The 20,817-nt window shown below is 70.0% G+C and carries 18 protein-coding genes; 6 read left to right on the forward strand and 12 right to left on the reverse strand.

What is annotated here, in order from left to right:
* Nucleotides 1-141: 141 nt before the first annotated feature.
* Nucleotides 142-1,308: an acyl-CoA dehydrogenase family protein gene (locus ACTWQN_RS24320; RefSeq protein WP_443205862.1), complete on the reverse strand. Its 1,167-nt coding sequence runs from the start codon at nt 1,306-1,308 to the stop codon at nt 142-144.
* Nucleotides 1,309-1,336: 28 nt separating this feature from the next.
* Nucleotides 1,337-2,536, reverse strand: a complete 1,200-nt coding sequence (locus ACTWQN_RS24325; protein WP_443205863.1) for an MmgE/PrpD family protein — start codon at nt 2,534-2,536, stop codon at nt 1,337-1,339.
* A gap of 249 nt (nt 2,537-2,785) precedes the next feature.
* On the opposite strand from ACTWQN_RS24325, the gene ACTWQN_RS24330 reads away from it, so the two are divergent.
* Complete coding sequence (locus ACTWQN_RS24330; protein ID WP_443205864.1) at nt 2,786-3,631, forward strand: HTD2 family dehydratase; 846 nt, start codon at nt 2,786-2,788, stop codon at nt 3,629-3,631.
* A 55-nt stretch (nt 3,632-3,686) separates the two neighbouring features.
* Here the strand turns inward: ACTWQN_RS24330 and ACTWQN_RS24335 are convergent, their stop codons facing one another.
* Together ACTWQN_RS24335 and ACTWQN_RS24340 are read right to left on the reverse strand one after the other, a co-directional pair.
* Complete coding sequence (locus ACTWQN_RS24335; RefSeq protein ID WP_443205865.1) at nt 3,687-3,935, reverse strand: YncE family protein; 249 nt, start codon at nt 3,933-3,935, stop codon at nt 3,687-3,689.
* Nucleotides 3,932-4,102 (reverse strand): hypothetical protein, encoded by a 171-nt coding sequence (locus ACTWQN_RS24340; RefSeq protein ID WP_443205866.1) that lies wholly within the window; start codon nt 4,100-4,102, stop codon nt 3,932-3,934. Before ACTWQN_RS24340 ends, ACTWQN_RS24335 begins: the two co-directional genes overlap by 4 nt.
* 182 nt (nt 4,103-4,284) lie before the next feature.
* Between ACTWQN_RS24340 and ACTWQN_RS24345 the strand changes: the two genes are divergently transcribed.
* On the forward strand, nt 4,285-4,782 hold the full coding sequence (locus ACTWQN_RS24345; RefSeq protein ID WP_443205867.1) for a histidine kinase: 498 nt from the start codon (nt 4,285-4,287) through the stop codon (nt 4,780-4,782).
* Entirely contained in the window at nt 4,773-5,000 is a 228-nt protein-coding gene (locus ACTWQN_RS24350; protein WP_443205868.1) for a helix-turn-helix domain-containing protein, read from the forward strand. The genes ACTWQN_RS24345 and ACTWQN_RS24350 overlap by 10 nt, the downstream gene beginning before the upstream one ends.
* Nucleotides 5,001-6,213: 1,213 nt before the next feature.
* On the opposite strand, the gene ACTWQN_RS24355 is transcribed toward ACTWQN_RS24350, so the two are convergent.
* The 4 genes from ACTWQN_RS24355 to ACTWQN_RS24370 all read right to left on the reverse strand — a co-directional run bounded on the left by ACTWQN_RS24355 (nt 6,214) and on the right by ACTWQN_RS24370 (nt 11,367).
* Nucleotides 6,214-8,817, reverse strand: coding sequence for a sensor histidine kinase (locus ACTWQN_RS24355; protein WP_443205869.1), 2,604 nt, complete (start codon nt 8,815-8,817; stop codon nt 6,214-6,216).
* Nucleotides 8,818-8,883: 66 nt separating this feature from the next.
* Nucleotides 8,884-9,159 (reverse strand): hypothetical protein, encoded by a 276-nt coding sequence (locus tag ACTWQN_RS24360; protein WP_443205870.1) that lies wholly within the window; start codon nt 9,157-9,159, stop codon nt 8,884-8,886.
* Nucleotides 9,160-9,296: 137 nt separating this feature from the next.
* Entirely contained in the window at nt 9,297-10,850 is a 1,554-nt protein-coding gene (locus ACTWQN_RS24365; RefSeq protein WP_443205871.1) for an AbgT family transporter, read from the reverse strand.
* Nucleotides 10,837-11,367 carry a hypothetical protein gene (locus ACTWQN_RS24370; RefSeq protein ID WP_443205872.1) on the reverse strand — a complete coding sequence of 177 codons (531 nt, stop codon included), beginning with the start codon at nt 11,365-11,367 and terminating at the stop codon, nt 10,837-10,839. The genes ACTWQN_RS24365 and ACTWQN_RS24370 overlap by 14 nt, the downstream gene beginning before the upstream one ends.
* A gap of 53 nt (nt 11,368-11,420) precedes the next feature.
* Between ACTWQN_RS24370 and ACTWQN_RS24375 the strand changes: the two genes are divergently transcribed.
* On the forward strand, nt 11,421-11,936 hold the full coding sequence (locus ACTWQN_RS24375) for a lytic polysaccharide monooxygenase auxiliary activity family 9 protein (protein ID WP_443205873.1): 516 nt from the start codon (nt 11,421-11,423) through the stop codon (nt 11,934-11,936).
* A gap of 133 nt (nt 11,937-12,069) precedes the next feature.
* Here ACTWQN_RS24375 and ACTWQN_RS24380 read toward each other — a convergent pair whose 3' ends face one another.
* The 4 genes from ACTWQN_RS24380 to ACTWQN_RS24395 all read right to left on the reverse strand — a co-directional run bounded on the left by ACTWQN_RS24380 (nt 12,070) and on the right by ACTWQN_RS24395 (nt 17,821).
* Nucleotides 12,070-12,990, reverse strand: coding sequence for an AEC family transporter (locus ACTWQN_RS24380; protein ID WP_443205874.1), 921 nt, complete (start codon nt 12,988-12,990; stop codon nt 12,070-12,072).
* 316 nt (nt 12,991-13,306) lie between these two features.
* On the reverse strand, nt 13,307-16,486 hold the full coding sequence (locus ACTWQN_RS24385; protein ID WP_443205875.1) for an arabinosyltransferase domain-containing protein: 3,180 nt from the start codon (nt 16,484-16,486) through the stop codon (nt 13,307-13,309).
* A 92-nt stretch (nt 16,487-16,578) separates the two neighbouring features.
* Nucleotides 16,579-17,265 carry a YdcF family protein gene (locus ACTWQN_RS24390; RefSeq protein WP_443205876.1) on the reverse strand — a complete coding sequence of 229 codons (687 nt, stop codon included), beginning with the start codon at nt 17,263-17,265 and terminating at the stop codon, nt 16,579-16,581.
* A gap of 67 nt (nt 17,266-17,332) precedes the next feature.
* Nucleotides 17,333-17,821, reverse strand: coding sequence for a GtrA family protein (locus tag ACTWQN_RS24395; RefSeq protein WP_443205877.1), 489 nt, complete (start codon nt 17,819-17,821; stop codon nt 17,333-17,335).
* A 241-nt stretch (nt 17,822-18,062) separates the two neighbouring features.
* Here ACTWQN_RS24395 and ACTWQN_RS24400 point away from each other — a divergent pair, with 241 nt between their 5' ends.
* Complete coding sequence (locus ACTWQN_RS24400) at nt 18,063-19,274, forward strand: FAD-binding protein (protein WP_443205878.1); 1,212 nt, start codon at nt 18,063-18,065, stop codon at nt 19,272-19,274.
* A gap of 225 nt (nt 19,275-19,499) precedes the next feature.
* Entirely contained in the window at nt 19,500-20,798 is a 1,299-nt protein-coding gene (dctA, locus tag ACTWQN_RS24405; protein ID WP_443205879.1) for a C4-dicarboxylate transporter DctA, read from the forward strand.
* Nucleotides 20,799-20,817 lie beyond the last annotated feature (19 nt).

Raw genomic sequence — 20,817 nt, forward strand, 5'->3', positions numbered from 1 at the left:
CCGCACCACCCGCGCACCCCCACCACCGCGATCGGGTCGGGATGAAGGGCGGGGTGAAGGGCACCTTTTACCAAGTAAGTTGGCGAAAGGTGCCTTCACCCTTCACCCGAAGGGAGAACCCGTGGCGTGCGGATTGGGGCTTCAGGTGTCCAGGCCGCCGCGTTTGACGAGTTGGGCTGCGATGACGTTGCGCTGGATCTCGTTGGTGCCCTCGCCGACGATCATCAGCGGTGCATCGCGGAAGTAGCGCTCCACATCGAATTCCGTGGAGTAGCCGTAGCCGCCGTGCACGCGGACCGCGTTCAGCGCGATCTCCATGGCCACCTCCGAGGCGAACAGCTTGGCCATGCCCGCCTCCATGTCCACCCGGCGTCCGGCGTCGTACTCGCGCGCCGCGTGCAGGGTCAGCTGGCGGGCCGCGGTGAGCTTGGTGGCCATGTCCGCCAGGTAGTTGCCCACCGACTGGTGCTGCCAGATCGGCTTGCCGAAGCTCTCGCGTTCCTGGGCGTAGCGCAGCGCGTCCTCCAGCGCCGCCCGGCCCACTCCCAGCGCGCGGGAGGCGACTTGGATGCGGCCGATTTCCAGGCCCTTCATCATCTGCGCGAAGCCCTGGCCCGCTTCGGTGCCCAGCAGCGCGGTCACCGGCGTGCGGTAGTCCTCGAAGGACAGTTCGCAGCTCTCCACCCCTTTGTAACCGAGTTTGGGCAGGTCTCGGGAGACGGTCAGGCCCGGGCCGTGCTCGACCAGCAGGATCGAGATGCCCTGGTGGCGCGGTTGCGCGGCCGGGTCGGTCTTGCACATCAACGCGATCAGCCGGGAGCGGCGCGAGTTGGTGATCCAGGTCTTGGCGCCGTTGACCACGTACTCGTCGCCGTCCCGGCGGGCGTGGGTGGTCATCGCCTGCAGGTCGGAGCCGCCGCCGGGCTCGGTCAACGCCATCGTCGCGCGGACCTCGCCGGTGGCCATCCTCGGCAGGTATTCGCGCTTCTGCTCGTCGGTGCCGAAGTGCAGCAGCAGCTTGGAAACCACGGTGTGCCCGCCCATCGCACCGGCCAGGCTCATCCAGCCGCGGGCGAGTTCCTCGGTGATCAGCACGTAGCAGGGCGTCGAAACCGGTGTGCCGCCGTACTCCTCCGGGATCGCCAGGCCGAAGATGCCCAGCTGCTTCATCTGTTCGATGAGGGCTGCCGGGTAGGTGTTGGTGTGCTCCAGCTCCCGCACCACCGGCTTGACCGCTTTGTCGACGAATTCGCGCACCGTCGCCACGGCCAGCTTCTCGTCGGCGCCGAGAATGTCCAATGTGCTCAATGCAGTGCTCCCTTGCCGTGCCGATCCGTCATTCGACGACCCCGGTGCGGGGCAACGTCTTCCGCAGCAGCGTCCGGGCCGATGCCCAGTCCACCTCGGCCAGCAGCGCGGGCACGTCCGCGCCGCAGGCCGCGAGCTTGTCGTGGAGTTCGGCATCCGTCGGTGGCCGCGACGGCGCGCCCGGCGGCTGCGCGAGCCGCACCCGCGAGGTCGGCCCGTCGTGCTCGACTTCGATGTCCACTTCACCGGTGAGCAGGCCCGCACCGCCCGGCGGGTAGCTGACCTCGACCTGGCGCAGCAGGTGCTGGGCGGATGCCCGGTTGACCGCGGCATCGGTGAAGGCGGCGAAGTCCGGGTAGTGGTCCAGCAGGGCGGTGGCCACGGCGTACGGGAGGCTGAACTTGCCTTCCAAACCGGTGGCGGGGCGATCGTGGATCAGCGGCTGCACGGTCGCCTCCGGCGTGCGCACCCGCACCCCGCGCACCTCCCCCCGGATCTCGTGGCGGATGTGGCGCAGCGCGGCGATCGGCCGCTGCATCGCGTAGCAGCAGGGGTAGACCTTGATGGCCAGGCCGCCTGGCACGGCCGGTCCCGTCAGGTCGAGCTCGCCGGTACCGCCGACCAGCTCCAGCCAGGCGTCCAGTGCGCTCGGATCCGCGGTCGCCCCGGCCTGCGCGAGCATCGCCGCCCGCACGCCGGCTTGCGCGGCGAAGCCGACCTGCAACGACTTGCCGTGGGTGCCGAAGGCGTTCTGCACGCCGCCTGCCGCCGGGACGGCCAGCGCCATCGCGGTCGTCAACTGCCGCGCGGAAAGTCCCAGCGCCGTTCCCGCCGCGACGGCAGCGGCGGGCGCTCCGGCGGTGCACGTCGCGTGCCAGCCCGCGGCGTAGTGCGACCAACCCAGTGCGACGCCCAGCCGCGCCAGCATGCCTGCTCCCGCCAGGTACGCCCGCGCGTCACCGCCGGTGGCGAGCACGGCTGGCACCGTCACGACGCTGATGTGCGTGGTCGATGGGATGTGCAGGTCGTCGAAGTCCAGCACGTGCCCGATGGCGGCCCAGCGCGCCGCGTCCGGCAGTGCAGCGACGATCTCGGCCAGCGGATCGTCCCGTGCGGCCAGGGTGACCGCCATCGTGTCGATCAGGGAACGTTGGGCGAGCGCGAGATCGTCCGCGGTCGGTTCGAGCTCTGCCGCCCACCCCGCGAGGGAGTCCGCGATGGATGCCATGGGAACCGTTCCTCCAACGCCTTCCGGGGCCGTGATCGGTCGTTGGACAATCTTTGTACGGCCAAATGTACCGCCGGGTCAAGACCCGCGATCGGAGCTCGAAATTTGGCTCTTGTTAGCGGAATCACCGGCCTCACCGGCCGCTCTTCGTTGACGCCGAGCCGAGCCGAGCCGAGACTTGTGGTTAGTTTGTACGGCCCAATCAACGCGTCGCCGGGTGAGCGCAGGCCCGGACCTGGAGGAGGAGCGGTGGCCGGTCTCGACATCTACCTGCAGGGCTGGCGCCCAGAGCCGCTGGTCGACACCGACGCCCTGCCCCCGGAGCCGTCGCGGGCACTGGCAGCCGTGCTGGAGACACCGGAGAAGTTCGCCCCGGCGGCCACGCTCCCCCCGCTGTGGCACTGGGTGCACTTCCTGCACTGGCCGCAGCACGGCGAACTCGGCGCGGACGGGCACCCGACGCACGGCCACTTCCTGCCGCCCATCCCGAACCGGCGGCGGATGTTCGCCGGTGGTCGGCTCGCGATCACCGGCCCGCTGCGCCTGGGCAGCCCGGCCGAACGGACGTCGTCGTTGGTCAACGCCGTGGCCAAGCATGGTCGCTCCGGCGACTTGGCGTTCGTGACGGTGCGCAGCGAGTACCGGCAGGACGGCGCGGTCCGGTTCACCGAGGAGCAGGACTACGTCTACCGCAGCGGGGAGAGCCCGACCAAGAATCCGGACGTGCGGCGGCCAATCGGCCTGCCCGACTCGGACGCACCGTGGCAGCAGGCGTTCATCGGCGACCCGGTGCGGTTGTTCCGGTTCAGCGCGTTGACCGCCAACTCGCATCGCATCCACTACGACGCGCCCTACGCGCGGGACGTCGAGTCGTATCCGGGAATCGTGGTGCACGGCCCGATGCTGGCACTGCTGATGACCGAACTGGCCCGGCAGCAGGCGCCGGAACGAGAAATATCCACTGTGGACTACCGGTTGCGCCGTCCGGTGTTCGCCGGAGATCCGGTGCTGGTCTGCGGCGACCCCGACGGGAACATGGCGGTGCGAACCGCACCGGCGAACGTGATGGCCGAAGCCAAGGTGCGCTTCCGCTGACCTCCAGCGCTTGCTTCGCGGTGGCGACAAGCTCCCGGCCTGGAGCGCAGCCGTGTCAACGGGCGGTGTCCAGGACCGACACCGTGTTGGAGTTGACGTTGGTGACGTAGGCCTTGCGGCCGTCCGGGCTGACCGCGACCGCGACCGGCGCCTCGCCCACCGGCACCGTGGCGGTGACCCGCTCGGCGCTCAGGTCGACCACCGACACCGAGTTCGAGCCCTCGTTCACCACGTAGAAGTGTCGGCCGTCCGGGGCGACGGCGACGCTGGACGGCTTGGTGCCCACCGGGATGGTGCCGGTCACCCGACGCGATCTGGTGTCGATGGTGGATGCGCTTGCGTCGTCGTAGCTGGCACGGTCGGGGCGATCATCGCCCGGTCACCGAGGGTGAGCATCTCGACCTGGCCGAAGTGTTCGATCGCCGCGGCGGTGAACGTGGTTCCGAGGTCGACGCCCAGGTTGTAAGCCATCGGTCCCCCTTGCGGGGAATGTCGCTTCAGTTCAGAACGTAGGCCGGTCGGCTCGCGGCTCACAGGGTCTCCCGGCCCGATTCGGTGGGGTGTTCCCCACCCCCGCGCGGGTGCTCGCCCCCTGTTGCGCCGCGCCGCGAGCGGTCCACCCTGGAACCACCGAGGTGCTGGGAGGCGACGTGATGACCGAGCAGCGCGAGTTCGACTCGGTCGGTTGGGCCCGCCGGAAGTCCCTGGAGCAGCAGTTGCACGACGGTCCGGCGCTGCGCTTGGCGGCGCTGGCGCTGCGCTTGGGCGTGTGTCGACACCGCGCCGTGCACGACGAGCGGGTGCACGACTGCTTGTCGGGCGTGCAGGACGAACTGCACGAGGTGTTGGAGGAGTTGCGGGCGCTGGCCGGGCAGATCTACCCGCCGGTGCTGGCCACCGCGGGGTTGGCCGCCGCGTTGGAGGCGCTGGCGGAACGACACGGCATTCCGGTGGTGCTGCGGGTTCCCGCGCAGCGGTTCGAAGCCGCCGTCGAGGCCGCCGCCTACTTCGAGGTGGCCGACCGGTTGGCGAAGCTGCCCGAGGGCACCCGCGCCGCGAACGTGTCGATCCAGCGAAGCGGTCCGGACCTGGTCGTGGCCATCGGCTCCGACGAGCACGACTTGAGCCTGGTGAGGATCCCATGCGAGTAGCGATCGCCGAGGACGGCGCCCTGTTCCGCGAGGGCCTGGTGATGTTGCTGGACGCCGCGGGCCACGAAGTGGTCACCTGCGTCGCCGACGGCGACACGCTCTTCGAAGCACCGGAAACATCGACCGCCGACGTGGCGGTGTGGCCGGGTTCGTCGCCCTGGTCTACGCCGTCGTGGTCGGCGGATACGGGCTGCTGGCCGGGCCCGGGCAGTCGATGATCCTGCCCGCTTTCGTCGCTGCCGCGGTGTGCGTCGCCGGATTCGCGGTGGTGGACAGCCGGATCGGACGGCTGCTGCCCGCACCGCCCGCCGACTTCGCCGCAGTGGCCGGGAAACTGCCCGCGGTCGGCTCGTGGGAGCAGTCCCTGCCCGTGTTGACCCGCATGCTCGCCGACAGCACCGACGCCGCGCACGCTTCGCTGTGGCTGACCGCCGGTGGCCGGTTGGTCAGCGGCGCGGCCTGGCCATCGCCGCTGCCGGGCACCGCGCACGTCGTCGCCGACGCCGCGGCGCTGCGCGAGGTGCCGGGCGTCCGGCACGTCGTGCCGATCATGGACGGGCACGTCCAGCGCGGGGCGCTGGCCATCGGGAAATCCGGCGCGGTGACCGACACCGACGACCGGCGCATGCACGACATCGCCAATGGCACCGCACTGCTGCTGCGCAGCGTCGCCCTGGCCAACGAGCTGCGCACCAGGGTGCGGCGGGCCGAGGAGCTCGGCGACGAGCTCACCGCCTCCCAGCAGCGGCTGCTGCACGCGCGCGACGTCGAACGCCGCCGCCTGGTCAGCGAGATCACCGCGGTCACCGAGGGCGGTCTCGGTGCGATCCGCTCCGAACTGCGCGAACTCAAAGCCGTGCTCGCCAGCGATCCGGCTGCGGCCGATGCCGTGTTGACCCGGCTGCGCTCGACCTTGGAAGGTGTGATCGAGCGGTTCCGCGCCGTGGTGCGCGGTGTGTACCCGGGCGTGCTGTGCGACGAGGGTCCGCTGGCGGCGCTGCGCGAGCTCTGCGCCGACCTCGCCAGGCCGGTGCGGGTCACCGGCGAGATGCCGCGCCGCGTCGACTGGGAGATCGAGTCCGGGGTGTACTACCTGGCCGCCTCGGCGATCCGGCTGTTCAGCGGCACCGACGAGGAGAATCCGGTGCTGGTGCACCTCGCGCAGGAATCCGGTCGGATCACCGCGCACGTCGAGGCACCGGCGCCCGCCGAACCGCTGGACCTGCGGGCGGCGCTCGCCGACGATGCGGACCGCATCGCCGCGCTCGGCGGCGAACTCCAGTGGACCGAGCTCGCGGACCGTGTCGTGGTCACCGGGTGGCTGCCCGATCAACTCGCGCCGACGGTCGAGGAAATCCCGCCCGAGCAGGCCGAAACCGAGACCGAGGACACCGCATCGCTGCCGGTCCGGATCCGCCGACTCGCGCAGCGCTACCACGAAATGGCCGACATCCGGCAGGCGAGGGTGCCAATCACCGATGACGTGCACCGGGCGCGAGAAGTGTTGGGGGCGTTGGACGTCGCGGTGCGGGAGCTGCCCGCCGACGATCCGCGGCGTGCGGAGTTGATGTTCGACCTGGAGCAGATCCACGGCAGCGCGCACGAGCTGTTCGAGATCGAACTCATCGAGTTGTTGCGCAACAACAACATCGCGCTCTCCGATGCGGACCGCAGCGGGGCGGCCCGGCTGCTCGGCGCGGCCGGGCGCGATCCCTGCACCCGGCTGGCCCTGCCGATCGGCACCGCGCCCCCGGAGATCCGCCGGGTCGCCGGTGCGCAGCTGACCCGCTGGCGGGATCGCGCCGAGAATCCGTTGGTGCCCAGGCAAGTTCGGGAGATCTCCCGGGGCGTCGCGCGGACCTGCGAAGGCCTGCTGCAGGTCAAAGCGGAATGAAGCCCTCGACGACGGTGCCCTGGTTCGGCGCCGAGCGCACCGTCAGCCGCCCGCCCGCCCACCCGGCCGGTGCGGTCGGCGATGTTGTGCAGCCCGTGCCCGGCGTCGTCGCCGCTGGTGCTGAAGCCCGGACCATCGTCCGCGACCGAGAACGACACCCCGCGGTACTCGTCGCGGATCGTCACCCGCACCGTGGCGCCCGGCGCGTGTTTGAACGCGTTGTTGACCGCTTCCAAGCAGGTGAAGTAGACCGCCGTCTCCACGTCCAGCGGGAATCTGCGGCGTGCCACGGCTTCGTCCACGTCGAGCACCACAGTGGACTCCCCGGTGCCGAACTCAGCGGTCAACGCGGCCGTCAGGCCGTGGTCCGCGAGCACCACCGGAAACACCCCGGCGGCGGTGTCGGCGAGCACCCGGCGCGTGCCTTCGAGCTGCTCCAACAGGTGGTCCAGGCGATCGCGGGCCGAGCCGCCCCGGTCGTGGGTGATCTCGTGCTCCACCAACCCGACGCCCATCCGCAACGCCACCAGGTGGTGCTGGGCGCCGTCGTGCAGGTTGCGTTCGAGGGCCCGCCGCTCGCTGTCCATGTCGGCGGTGGCGCGGCGACGGGAGGTGGCGATCTCCTCGGCCCGCCGCAGGGTGATTCGCAGCTGGTCCTCCAGTTCCAGGCCCAGCCGACTGTTGTGCAGCACCGGGCCGAGAATCCCAACGAGGTCGTCGAGCAGCCGGTCCCGCTGCCCCGGAACGTCGGTGACGCTGGTCCGGTCCACCACGAGCGCGCCCACTTCCGCGCCGCCGTAGCGCACCGCCAGACTCACCGGTTCGGGCAGCTCGGCCAGGTCGGCGGGCCACCGGAAGCGCTCCACACCGCCCGGCACGCGCAGCGTCAGCTCGCAGAAGGCCGCCCCCAGCCCGCGGGCGACCACCTCCGCCAGTCCCGTCAGGTCGGGGTGGTCGCGGCCACCGGAGAGTTCCGAGACCTGTTCCAGCACCGCCGAAGATGCCGGTCGACGACCGAACACCAGTCGCTCCACCAGTTTTTCCGTGCGGTCCCGGACCGGTTGGAACAGCAGCGCGGCCACCACGGCCGCCGCCAGCACCCCCACCGCGGTGCCCACCAGTGCGACACCGGCGGCCGCGACGACGATCGCCGCGCTGCCCACGAACAGCACTACCAGGGTGTGCACCGAGGCACGGCTGAACAGGTGCTCGGTTTCCCACGGCGCGCTCCGACGGGTCACCACGATCAGCGCGCACGGGATCACCGCGAAGATCAACCGAGCGGGCCAGAACACCACGGCCAGCGGCTCGTCGAACGGCCTGCCCGGCACGTGCGCGGTCGGGTCGAACAGCGTCAGCCCCGGCGCGCCCAGCAGCCACAACAGCGCGGTGACGACGCTCAGCACGAAGATGACGAACAACGCCACGGCCAGCGCCGCGCACAGCAGTCGGGACTCCCGCCGCATCTCCGGTGTCGGCCCGGTGCGGGCGCGATTGCGCTGCACGACGAATCCGACGACCGGCACGAGCACGCCGAAGAACACGACGAAGCTGATGGTGTGCGGGTAGTCGGCGGTGGACAGCGCAAGCAGGGCGAGCACTCCGACGACGGCGACACCCACGGCGGCCCGGGCCAGCCACGAGGTCGGACCGATGCGGTCCCACCGCCCGGTCGGGAACAGCACCAGCGCCAGCACGTAGGCGACGCCGCCGACGCCGTGCAGCAGCAGGACGTGCCACCAGCTGATGTTGACGCCCAAGGCGGTGTGCAGGACCGACACCGACGCGTGTGCCTGGAGGTTGACCGCACCGGCGGTGGCCACCAGCGCGATGGTCAGCAACCGGGTCGCCGCGTCCCGCCGACCGGTCCACCACAACGCCGCGGCCACGACCAGGTTGAACAGGCTCAGCAGGTAGTCCAGAACGGCCTGGCCAGCGGGTTCGCTGCGGTCCGCGCCGTCGAGCAGCCCTTGGGCCCAGCGGTTGTCGGCGACCAGCAGCAGATCGTGGAAACCCGGCCAGTACCGTGCCGCCGCGGCCAGCGCGCCGACGGCCAGCCAGCCGGTCGTCAGCAGCACGAACCCCACGAGCACGACCGGCAAGGCCGCGCCGCCGATTCGCCGTACCGCCTGATCCGCCATGGGCGTTACCGCCCCCGAATGCAGTGTCGCCCGCTCAAGGGCCGAACGAACGGGCCGTACGGCCCCTCAGGCCACCGCGTGCAGCGAAGTGTTGTAGGCGAGGATGCCGCCCGCGTTGCGCAGGTTGCGGCTCAGCACGGCGGCGTGATCCCGGGCCTGCGCCAGGTGCGGGCTCACGGTCGCCCAGCTGGCGAGGTCTTGGCTGGCCTGCTCGGTGAGGCGACCGACCAGCTCCGCGATCGCGGCCAGATCGGCGATGACGGCGATCGGGTCGCTGCTGGTGAAGCGGTCCGCAGTGGCGAGCGCGTTGCGCGCGTCGGTGATGTGCTGCTGCGGATTCATGTCGGTCGCCCCTCTCGGGTTCCCGGTGTCGTCTCGATACCGGAATGTTCCCGCGGACCCCTGACAGTCTCGATGGAGCGCTCCCCCGAACTGCCGGTGCCGAACCACCGGATGTCCGGTGGGGACTGCCCCACCCGTCACCGGACCGGCGCCCCCGGACCGAGCGGGATGCCCAGCGCCCACCACAGGTAGAACAGCAACGACCAGACGACGAGCATCACCGCCGACAGCGGCACGGTCAGCGACGCCAGCGTGCCGATCCCGGCCGAGGCCCGGTAGCGCTGCAGGATGCCCAGCGTCATGACGAAGTAGGCGCTCATCGGGGTCACCGCGTTCAGGCACGAGTCCGCGATCCGGTACACCGCCTGGGTCGCTTCGGGCGGGATGTCCAGCAGCATGAACATCGGCACGAAGATCGGCCCCACCAACGCCCACTGCGCCGAGCCGCTGGTCACCGCGAGGTTGATCACGCTGCACAGGATGAGGACGCCGAGGAAGGCCAGCGGCCCGCTGATCCCGGCGGCCTTCAGCAGCTCCGCGCCGCGCACCGCCATCACCTCACCGATGCCGGTCCACTTGAAGTACGCCAGGAACTGCGAGATCGCGAAGAAAAGCACCAGGATCGGCGCCATCTCGCGCACCCCCTGCGCCATGAAGTCGGGCACGTCGCGGCCGCGTCGCACGGTGCCCGCCGCGCGGCCGTAGACGACGCCCACGATCAGGAACAGCAGCCCGAGCACCACGGCGATCCCGGTGAGCACCGGCGACTGCACGATGCTGCCGCCCTCGCCCCGCAACGGCGATCCGGACGGGATCATCGCCAGCACGACGACGGCCACCGACGCCAGCAGCGCGATCCCGGCGTTGCGCAGGCCGCGCCGTTCCTCGGCGCGCAGCGTCAGCTCGACCTCCTCGGCGGCGGTGCCCGCCGGTTCCGGTTCGTGGGGCATCGCCGCGACCCGCTTGGCCAGGATCGTCTCGGTTACCACGGTGATCACCGCGGCCAGCACCACCGAGGACGCCAGCGAGAAGAAGTAGTTGGACAGCGGGCTCACCACGTAGCCGGGGTCGATGGTCTGCGCGGCGGCGGTGGTCAGCCCGGACAGCACGGCGTCCATCGGCGTGAGCAGCGGACTCGCGTCGTATCCGGCGGAGACCGACACGAACGCGACGACCACGCCGAGCACCGGGCTGCGGCCCACCGCTTTGAACGCCAGGCCACCGAGCGGGACCAGCACGACGTAGGCGGCGTCGGAGGCGACGTGCGAGACCATGCCGGTGAACGCGAGCGCGAAGGTCACCCACCGGCCGGGCACCCGCGACACCCCGGCGCGCAGCATCGCCGAGAGCAGTCCGGCCCGGTCGGCGACCGCCACCCCGAGCATCACCACCAGGATCGTGCCCAGCGGCGGGAAGGAGGCGTAGTTGTCCACCGCGTCACCGATCACCATGTGCAGGCCCTCGGTGGACAGCAGGTTGCGGACCGCGACCACGTCGCCGTCCGCGGGGGACACAGTGGACACCCCGGCGGCCGACAGCCCCCAGCTCACCAGCGCGAGAATGCCGCTGAGCACGATGAAAAGCCAGAACGGGTGGGGCAGTTTGTTGCCGAGCCATTCGATTCCGCCGAGCAGGCGGAGCAGGCCACGCAGCACCCGCGGGGTGTCGTCCTTCGTCTCAGTCGCGGTCAACGCACACTTCCTCGCAGCAGGATCGCAATGTCTCCCCCAATTGGACGAACCGGGGACTTGAATAGTCAAGTAACGACCTTGTTGCGAATGAACCGTCCACATCCGCCGAACGGCCCAGCCCTCTCGACAGTCCAATCAGGACGAACGCCGGTGGGCTGCCGTGGCGGGTTCGAAGGTCCTCGTCGAGGATCTGCTCGGCAGACGCGGCGCATTCGGAAATCCGGCTGATCGATTCGCAGTTCCACGGGATGGTCGCGAACATCGCGCGCCAGAATTGTGGTCGGCGAGTTTCCGGGTCGCCGGAAAAACCCCCGGAAAACTCGGAGTGGACCAGTTCCCGTAGTGGTCCTGGTCCATCGCGGTGACTGTTTTCGCAGGTATTGACCGAATTCCAGGGCCACAGTATGGTCCAGACCACATCGCATTTCGGGGAAGGTCCGGTCGAAAGGCGGTCATCGCCCGGGCCAATCACGTCCCGCTCCTTCGTCGCATCATGCGCCGATTCACCGACCGCCAATCGGGGGGATCCGTTCGGCCGAGCCCCCTCGGCCGCACCGATGAGGAGTTGAGATGAATTCGAAGCGGAAGCTCGCCGCCGCGGCGGTCGGCGCAGCGATCGCCCCCGTCCTGGTGGCCATCCCGACCAGCACCGCCAGCGCGCACGGCTACATCAACTCACCGCCGAGCCGACAGGCGCAGTGCGCCGCCGGAACGGTGCCCTGCGGGGAGATCAAGTACGAACCGCAGAGCGTCGAAGGCCCCAAGGGCCTGACCAGCTGCAGCGGCGGCAACTCCCGGTTCGCCGAGCTCGACGACGACAGCAAGGGTTGGACCGCCACTTCGGTGGGCAACTCGGTGACGTTCAACTGGACGCTCACCGCCTCGCACGCCACCTCCACCTGGGAGTACTTCATCGGCGGCAACCGCGTGGCCGTCTTCGACGACGGCGGCCAGCGGCCACCGAACCAGCTCTCGCACACCGTCGACCTCGGTGGCGTCAGCGGGCAGCAGAAGTTGCTGGCCGTCTGGAACATCGCTGACACGGCCAACGCGTTCTACGCCTGCGTCGACCTCAACGTCGGCTGACCAGGCCAGGGGGAGGTGCGTCTTCGGGCCAGCCAGGCCCGAAGACGCACGCGCCTGTCGTTGAACCCGTTTTGCTCCGCGGTGCAGATTCCCGACATCAGGCAGTCCGGTGCGCGGCCTACTGGCAGTCGCGTCAGCCGAGCAGGGCGGTGACCGTGAAGAGCACCGGGACGGACAGGATCGTCGACAGCAGGATCGATTCACGCGCCAGGCGCACCCCGACGTTGTACCGGGAGGCGTAGACGAAGAGGTTCTGCGCGGCCGGGAGCGCGGAGATCACCACCGCCGCGAACAGCGGCGCGCCTTCGAGACCGAACAGGCCAGCGCCGATGGCCCAGGCGATCACCGGGTGCACCACCGACTTCAAGGTGACCGACAGCAGCACCGGCCACCGTTCGGCACCTCCGGCGGGCAGCGCACTTCCCCACAGCGAGATGCCGAACGCCAGCAGCACCGTCGGCACGGACAGGTGCCCGATGAGCGTGATCGGCTCCAACACCGGTGCCGGAATCCGCCAGCCGCTCAACGAGATCCCGACCCCGATCAGCGAGCAGATGACGATCGGGTTGCGAAACGGCGCGAGGATCCGCGACCACACCGAGGTGCGCTCCCCGGCGCGCGCGAAGTCGATCACGGTCAGCCCGATCGGCGTCATGACCAGCAGCTGGAACAGCATCACCGGCGCGACCAGCGTCGCGTCACCCAGCACGTAGACCGCGATCGGGATGCCGAGGTTCCCGGCGTTGACGTAGCTGGAGCACAGCGCGCCGATGGTGGTGCGGCGGATGTTCCACCGGCGCAGCACCCCCACCAGCACGAACAACCCGGCGGCGGCGAACGTGCTCAGCGCGGTGACCAGCAGCGGGATCGAGAAGATGATCCGTACGTCGGACTGCGAGAGCATCTGCAGCATCAGCGCCGGGGTGGCGACGTAGAAGGAAAGCCGGGTCAGCACCTCGCGCGCGTTCTCGCCGAGGACCGCACCGCGCCCGAGCAGGTAGCCGATCAGCACGATGGCGGCGATGACGCCGAAACCCTGGATCACACCGGACACGACTGCTCCACCCGACCGAACGCGCGGCGTCCACTGCGGACCAGAGCGACTGCGATGTCGACCGGATCATGCCGAACTGGTCGTTGTCGAGCGCGAGGCATTCTTTTGTCTTTCCTGCGAACGGGTTCCGGTGCGTGCGGTGGCACCGCTCCCGGTCCTGACGCGGTCCCGCTCCCCCGGACGCAAAACCCGACTCAGCCAACGGAATCGGAGCAAACCGCGACGAACACGGCTGCGACGGCAGCGAGAGTCACATCAGGCGCCGATGCACAGGTGCTCCCCACACGGTTAGCCATCCTAAGCGATCTAGGCCCCGTCAACCCGCCGGAATGGCGATGCTCACAGCCGGTCGTCCCGCATCGCCGGTCGGCGTGATGTCGGTGCGACCGTCGGAACTGGGCGCCGGGCCGGGCAGCTTCACGGCCTTGGTCACCGGTCCCGGCGTCCACAGCCCCCAGTGCGTTTCGGGGTGCACCTCCATCGCGACCGTGGCCGGGAGCTCGTCCGCCTGGAACGAATCCACCACGTAGAGCGATCCCCAATCGCGGTTCAGCTCACCCCGGAGGTAGGTCGGCAGCTCCCGAACGCTGCTGGCCACGTTGAGCCAACCGAACGGTCCGCCAGCACCCGGCGCCGACCAGCTCTGGCCCATGTCCCGCATGATGCCGCCCCCGGTGATCCGGAACCGCGGCAACTCCGCGACACCGCCCCGCACGTGGACGAGATCAAGGCACGGGTGCACCAGCGCGGCGGGCCACTCGACGAAAGCGGGGGCGTCGCCGATCACCTCCGTCATGCTGGTCAGCTCCGGAACGCGGGGGGCGCTGACGGCCAGCCAGCCCGGCGTGTCGACCTTCTGGTCCTCAGCCACGATCCGGACCTTGGTCGCACCGTCCACAGTGAACCGTCGGTCGAACCACCGGCCGCTGTTCTGCGCGATCGCGCCGCGCCCGGTGATCTCGAAACCGTGCGGGGTGTCCCGACCCCATTCGACGCGCAGCGAGTTCATCCCGGTCGCGGATCCGGCGAACGACACCACCACCGGCGCCGCGCCGCTGACCGCCTGCGGCGGCAGGTCGTACCACTGGGTGCGCAGCTCGCCCGTGCCGGAGCCGGACTGCGTGTAACTGCCCCACACCGGTGCGTCGTCGCCGCCGAAGCCGAACGGCGGTGTCCAGGCCGTGCCCTGCGGGAACCCGAACCGGTGGAATCCCGCCGAGGTCGCTTCGAGGTAGTCCTCGGATGCCGCGCTCGCGTCGCGGATGGCGCTTCGCGGTTGCACCGGCGACGCGGTGAGCACCCCGCGACGCGGATCGGTCTCGACGCCGATGTAGTCCGACAGCCCGCAGCTGGAACCGATGAGTTGCTCGATGTTGTCCGCGCCAAGGCTGTAGCCGCCGCGCTGCCGGTACATGCCGATGGCGAACAGCGCCACCTCGCCGACCAGCAGCACCGCGCAGGTGATGGTCAGCGGCGCGGCGCCGAGCCGCAGCACCCGGCGACGCACATCCGGTGTGATGACCGGGAGTTCGTCGTGCCGCAGGTGCTCGATGACCGCGACGACACCGGCAACCGCCGCGGCTGCCAGGAAGTACGTGCTCGCGCTGCGCCCGTCGAGGCTCGGTGCCCGGTCGAACCAGGGCACTCCCCAGCCCGAGACGTACCACCACGAGTTCGTCCCGGTCACCGAGAAGGCGCAGATCAGCATGAGACCGGCGAAGAACCCGGCCCTGTTGCGCCGGGAGCGCAGCACCACCGCGCTGGTCGCCAACGCCGTCAACGCCGCCACCACGGCACCCACTCCGGCGAGGATCCCGAAGTGGTGCGTGTGCTTCGTCGGGGTCGCGGCGAGCACCACGAAGCACAGCGCGGCCACCGCCAGCAGGCGGCGGCTCGGGCCCAGCGAGGCGCCCCGGATCTTGCCCCGGCGCAGCAGCACGACCGCGCATGCCACCAGGCACAGCACCAGCAGCAGCACCGGGAACCGGCGCGTCAGCGATCCGTCCGGCCACGGCCCGAACAACCGGTCGTAGCGGTTGAGCTCCTCGTACCACGACTCGGTCGGCCCGAACTTGGTCTTCAGCTGCACCGAGTCCAGCACGGACTGCCAGGTCTGGTCGAAGAACACCCCGACGAAGATCACCAGTCCGGCCGCCGCAACCGGCGCCAGCACCGGCAGCACCCCGGCGGCCCGAATCCGCTGCCACAACAGCTGAAGCAGCGGCTTCGCCGCGACGATGAACGGCAGCACCGCGACCATGCCGTGCGGATTCGCCCCCAGTCCGAGCGCCGCCGCGACGAGCCCCAGCGCGGCCGGTGTCAGCCGCCGGGTGGCCACCGCACGCTCGACGGCGCACATCGCCAGCAGGAAGAACGTCACCACGACCGGCTCCGGTCGAAGACCGTTGTTGTAGGGCAGCCAGAACGCCAGGAACACCGCCGCCGCGGCCCAGCCCGCGGACTCGCTGCGCCGCACCTGCTGCCCGAGCCTGGGCAGCACCCCGCGGCTGACCAGCAGCCAGCTGACCACCCCGAGGAACAGCGCCGGTAGGCGCACCCACGGCGTGGCGGGCGAAATCCGCACCCACAGCGCGTAGAGCTCGTAGAACCAGCCGAAGGGCGATTCCGGATTGCCGAACCAGCGGAAGTAGTTGGTGACGTACCCGGCGCTGTCGGCGGCCCGCAGCATGGTCAGGATGTAGCCGTCGTCGGCGGTCATCGCACCGATCAACCACCACACGCCCAGCGCGCCGACGACGACCGCATCGCGGAACCTTGGGCGCCACCACCCCGGCGACGCCCAGCGCAGCGGCCGTCGGACCTCCAGTCGGGCGAGCGCGAGCATCGAGCCGAGGAACGCCAGCACCGCCAGCACCAGCACGGCGACCTTCAGCGGCGTCGGCTGGCTGGCGAAGCGGTTGTCCACGCGCGCCGCGAAAGCCAAGCCGCGCACGTCGTCAACAGCGGAGTCGAGCTGCGAGTAGATGCCGGTGAGCTGGGGCCGCTGATCGCCTGGCACCGCGGCCAGCGGGAGCCCGCCGACATCGGCCCGCGTACCGGCTGCGTCCGAACGCACTGAGATCGTGCAGTCACCCTCGGGAAGGGCGACGGTGCCCGCCTGGTGTCCCCTCGACCACAGCACGACCTCTCCGGCGTCGATCTGCAGGCTCAGCCCGGTCAAGCCGCCGTACTCCGAGGACGGCGCGTTCGTCGCGATCAGCACGCCGGGACCGTCGATGCGCGCATCCAGGTTCCGCGCCGCCGCGCAGGGCACGTCCGCGGTCAACCACAGCGGCGCGTGGCTGACCAGCGGCGCCGAGATCGGTTCGGTGCCCTGCGAGGTCGGCCACCGCAGGGTGGTGATGTCGTAGTTGACCGGCAGGAACGGCACCGCCAGCGCCAGCAGCGCGGCGCACAGGCCGAGCCCGGCCGCCCACCGCCGCGCCGATCTCGGTACTGGTTCGGGACGCGTGACCTGCACGAACCGCTGAGTCACGCGACCGCCACCTCTTCATCAGCAAGCTTTCAATCTCGAAGAGCTTAAAGAGTCTTCCCGGTGTGGAAGCCGACTGGAGCCCGCTTCGGCGCTCACGAGCCGAGCACGTGGCTGTCGAAGCCCGCGTTGACGAGCCGGTCGCAGGCCCGCCGGACGTCGTCGGGCACCTGCTGCTCGATGGCGAAACCCAGCTTCGGATATTCGATGATCCGCTGGAGATCACCGACCATCATGTCGATGACCAGCCGCTCGTCGCCGAACGCCGTCGCGTAGTCGGCCAGCGAGACCGGCTGCGAGGCGCAGACCACGTCGACCTCGGGCCACAGCTTGCGGCAGGTGGCGAACGCCCGGCGCTGCATGTACGGCTTGCAGATCAACAGCACCGTTTCGACCGCAACCGCCCGTTCGGCGAGCAGTCCCCGTGACAGGGCGATGTTCTGCCCGGTGTTGGTGGCGTGCGGTTCGACGAGGATCGCGGAATCCGGCACCCCCAACGCCATCGCGTGCTCGCGGTACTGCACGGCCTCACCTCGTGGAAACCGCGCCGCCGTCTTGGGGCTGTTGCCGCCGGTGAAGACCAGAACCGGAAAGAGCTCCGCCCGGTGCAGCTCGGCGGCGAAGGTCGCGACGCCGAGATCGTGACTGCCCAATCCGATACCCACCGAGCAGGGCCGAACCTCGTGCCCCATCAGGTGGTAATCCCAGATCAGGGCCGCGTCGCGGCGTTCGTCATCGGTGATGCCGCGCCGCAGGCCACCCACCCGCGCTCCGTCAACCACCCTGCCTCCGCCTCACCCAACCCGGGGCACAGCGCCGCACCCATCCAGATCCAAGCATCCGACTCGACTAATCCCGACCGGAGGCCTGGTGCGCCGCCGAGCGGCTGAACACCCAGACGCGCAGCACGACGAACCGGGTGAGGCCGCCGAAGATGCTCATGCCGGTGACCGCGGCGGCTTCCGCCACGCTGGAGGGTTTTTCGACGACCGACGCCAGCAGGTTCAGCGCGATGTCGTTCGAGACGCAGTAGAAGAGGAACACCGCGAGGGTCTGCAGATGCATCCGGACCGGGTGCTCGTCGCGGTCGGTGAACACGAACAGCCGGTGCGCCGCGCTGCTGCCCACGACCGTGATCAGCAGCGAGAGGATGTTGGCGGCACCTGCCGAGAACGTGCCGCGCAGTGCGATGTAGAGCCCCGCGTTCAGGATCGTGGCGAGCACGCCGACGACGGCGAAGAGCACTGCCTGACCGACGAGGCCGCCGCGCCTGGACGTCCGCACCGCAGCGATGCGGGGCCTGGCTGCCTTCGCTTCCCGCACAGCCAGACCCCTCATCGACCCCACTCCAACGAAAGCCCACCAGATCCGCTGCCAAGCTAGATCGGTCGTGCGGGAAAGCCGCGTGAACGGTCTGGGAGAAACCTGGGAGCGAAAGGCCGTACCACCGCACGCCGATCCACCAGTGCTCGCGACCCATTGTGTTCGACCCGTTACGGATCCGGATTCGACCGAACTGGTGATCGTGGGGATGATCGGATCACCAGCGCCGTCCCAGGACCGACGAGCGAGGACACCGATGCAGACCTTCGAGCACACCCCGCACCTGCACGTCGACGCGGACTCCCGCGACGGCGCCGCCGACGACTGGGGACACCTCGTGCACCACCGCCCACGAGCGGTGGCCCGGCCGTCCACGGTCGATGAACTCGTCGCGGTGGCCGAGTACGCCGACGCGCAGCGGTTGCCGTACGTGGTGCGCGGTCAGGGACACTCACCTGCCGGTGCCTCGCAGATCGCCGACGGGCTCGTGATCGACACCGGTGCGCTGCGCGCCGTGCACGACATCGACAGCGACCGGATCACCGTGGACGCGGGCGCGCGTTGGAGCGACGTGCTGCGCGCGAGCCTCGCGCAGGGGCGCACTCCGCCAGTGCTGACCGACTACCTCGAACTGTCCGTCGGGGGAACGCTGTCGGTCGGCGGCATCGGCGGGGCGACCCACCGGCACGGCTTGCAGACCGACAACGTGCTCGAACTCCAGGTCCGCTCCCCCGACGGCGTGGTTCGGTCCTGCTCGGCCGCTGAAGATCGGGAGGTCTTCGATGCGGTCCGCGGCGGCCACGGTCGGCACGGCGTCATCCTGCGGGCGACGTTGCGGCTGGTCCCGGCACCGGAGCGGGTCAGCCGCCGCCTGCTGCGCTACGACGACCTCGCGGACTTCCTCGCCGACCAGCGGCGGCTGATGACCGGCGGCGAGTTCGACCACCTGGAAGGGCTGGCGAAACCGGCCGAGGACGGCTCCGGCTGGGAATACGTGCTCGACGTCGCCAACTACTACACCCGGACGCCGCCGATTTTCGCCGACTCAGGATTGCGGCACCGCGCCGAGGAGTTCGTGGATCAGGAGTACTTCGAGTTCCTGGCCGCGATGGCCCCGCTGGAGGAACTGCTGCGCGACACCGGGGCCTGGTACCTGCCGCACCCGTGGCTGAACGCCTTCCTGCCCGACTCGGCGGCCGACGACGTGATCGCCGAGACGATGCGGGACCTGGATCCGGCCGACCTCGGCGCCCCCGATGGCGGCCTGGTGCTGCTGTACCCGTTGCGCACCGACGTGATCCGCACGCCGCGGCGCCGACTGCCCGAGGAGCCCATCGCGTTCCTCTTCGCGCTCCTGCGGACCGCCCCCACCGACGATCCGGGGGCGCTGCGGCGGATGCTCGATGGCAACGACGTCCTCCGGCGGCGAACGCTCGATGCGGGCGGCTTCATCTACCTCGAACCCTGACGCAACCCGAACCGGACCGCCGCGTGTCAAGGTTGAAACCCCGGCGCGCAACCCGAGTTCAGCGCCGCGCGGCGGACGGACGCAAAGCACTGTTCACATCCGGCCTCTTGACGCCGGTTCAGTCCGCCGCGCAAACTCCTCTCAATTTTTCAAAAGTATACTTCCGCATAGAGGAATTGGGAGGCCGACGTGGCTCAGCCAGCGTCGCCGATCCGGCGAGGTCGTGTGTCCAGGGTGCTGTCCTCGCTGTTCGTCCAAGTGCTCATCGCCGCCGTGGTCGGCATCGTCGTCGGCCACCTGTGGCCGGACTTCGGCGGGGCCCTCAAGCCGGTCGGCGACGGGTTCATCCGCCTGATCAAGATGATCATCGCACCGCTGATCTTCTGCGTGGTCGTGGTCGGCATCACCAAGGCCGGGGACATGCGCTCGGTCGGGCGGATCGGGCTCAAAGCGCTGATCTACTTCGAGGTCGTCACCACCGCCGCGCTCGCCCTCGGCCTCATCGCCGGGAACGTGGTGCAGCCCGGCGCCGGCCTGCACGTCGACCCGGCGACGCTGGACGCCTCGGGCGTGACGGCCAAGACCGAGGGCGAGCAGATGCCCGGCCCGGCCCAGTTCGTGCTGCACATGATCCCGGAAAGCGCGGTGGCGGCCTTCGCCGACAACGAGCTGCTCCAGGTGTTGCTGCTGGCGGTGCTGTTCGCGGCCGGGTTGCTGCACATCGGGATCGGACGCGCGCCGCAGGTCTTCGGGTTCATCGAGCAGACCGGCGAGATCATCTTCAAGATCATCGGCTACGTGATGCGGCTGGCGCCGATCGCGGTGTTCGGTTCGATGGCGTACCTCATCGGCCAGTACGGGCTGTCCTCGCTGGGCACGTACGCCACCCTCATCGGCGCCTGCTACGGCGCGGCGCTGCTGTTCTGCGTCCTGCTCGGCGTGCTGCTGCGGGTGTTCACCGGGCTGAGCATCCTGCGGTTCCTGCGCTACACGCGCGAGGAGTTCGCGCTGGCCGTGGGCACCGCCTCCAGCGAGGCCGTGATGCCGCGGATCATGGAGAAGCTCGAACGCGCCGGTTGCCGCAAGGAGGCGGTCGGACTGGTCATCCCGACCGGCTACTCGTTCAACCTGGACGGCGCGTCGATCTACCTGTCGTTGGCGACGCTGTTCATGGCCCAGGCCGTCGGCGTCGACCTCACCATCGGCCAGCAGCTCACCGTGGTGCTGGTGCTGATCCTCACCTCCAAGGGCATGGCCGGGATTCCCGGCTCGGCGTTCATCGCGCTGTCCGCGACGGCCTCCGCGGTCGGTGTCATCCCGGTCGCCGCGGTCGCGCTGATGCTGGGCGCGGACCGGATCATGGACACCATGCGGGTGGTCACCAACCTGCTGGGCAACTGCGTCGCGACCTTCATCGTGTCCAAGTGGGACGGAGCGCTCGACCGCGACCAGGCCCGCGCCGCGCTCGCCGACCCGGCGACCGCTCCCCCGACTCCCCCGGCGGAACAGGCTGCCAAGGTCTGATCGGCGGCAGCGCCCCGCA

It is taken from the genome of Saccharopolyspora antiqui (genome assembly GCF_052246905.1).
Taxonomy (GTDB): domain Bacteria; phylum Actinomycetota; class Actinomycetes; order Mycobacteriales; family Pseudonocardiaceae; genus Saccharopolyspora.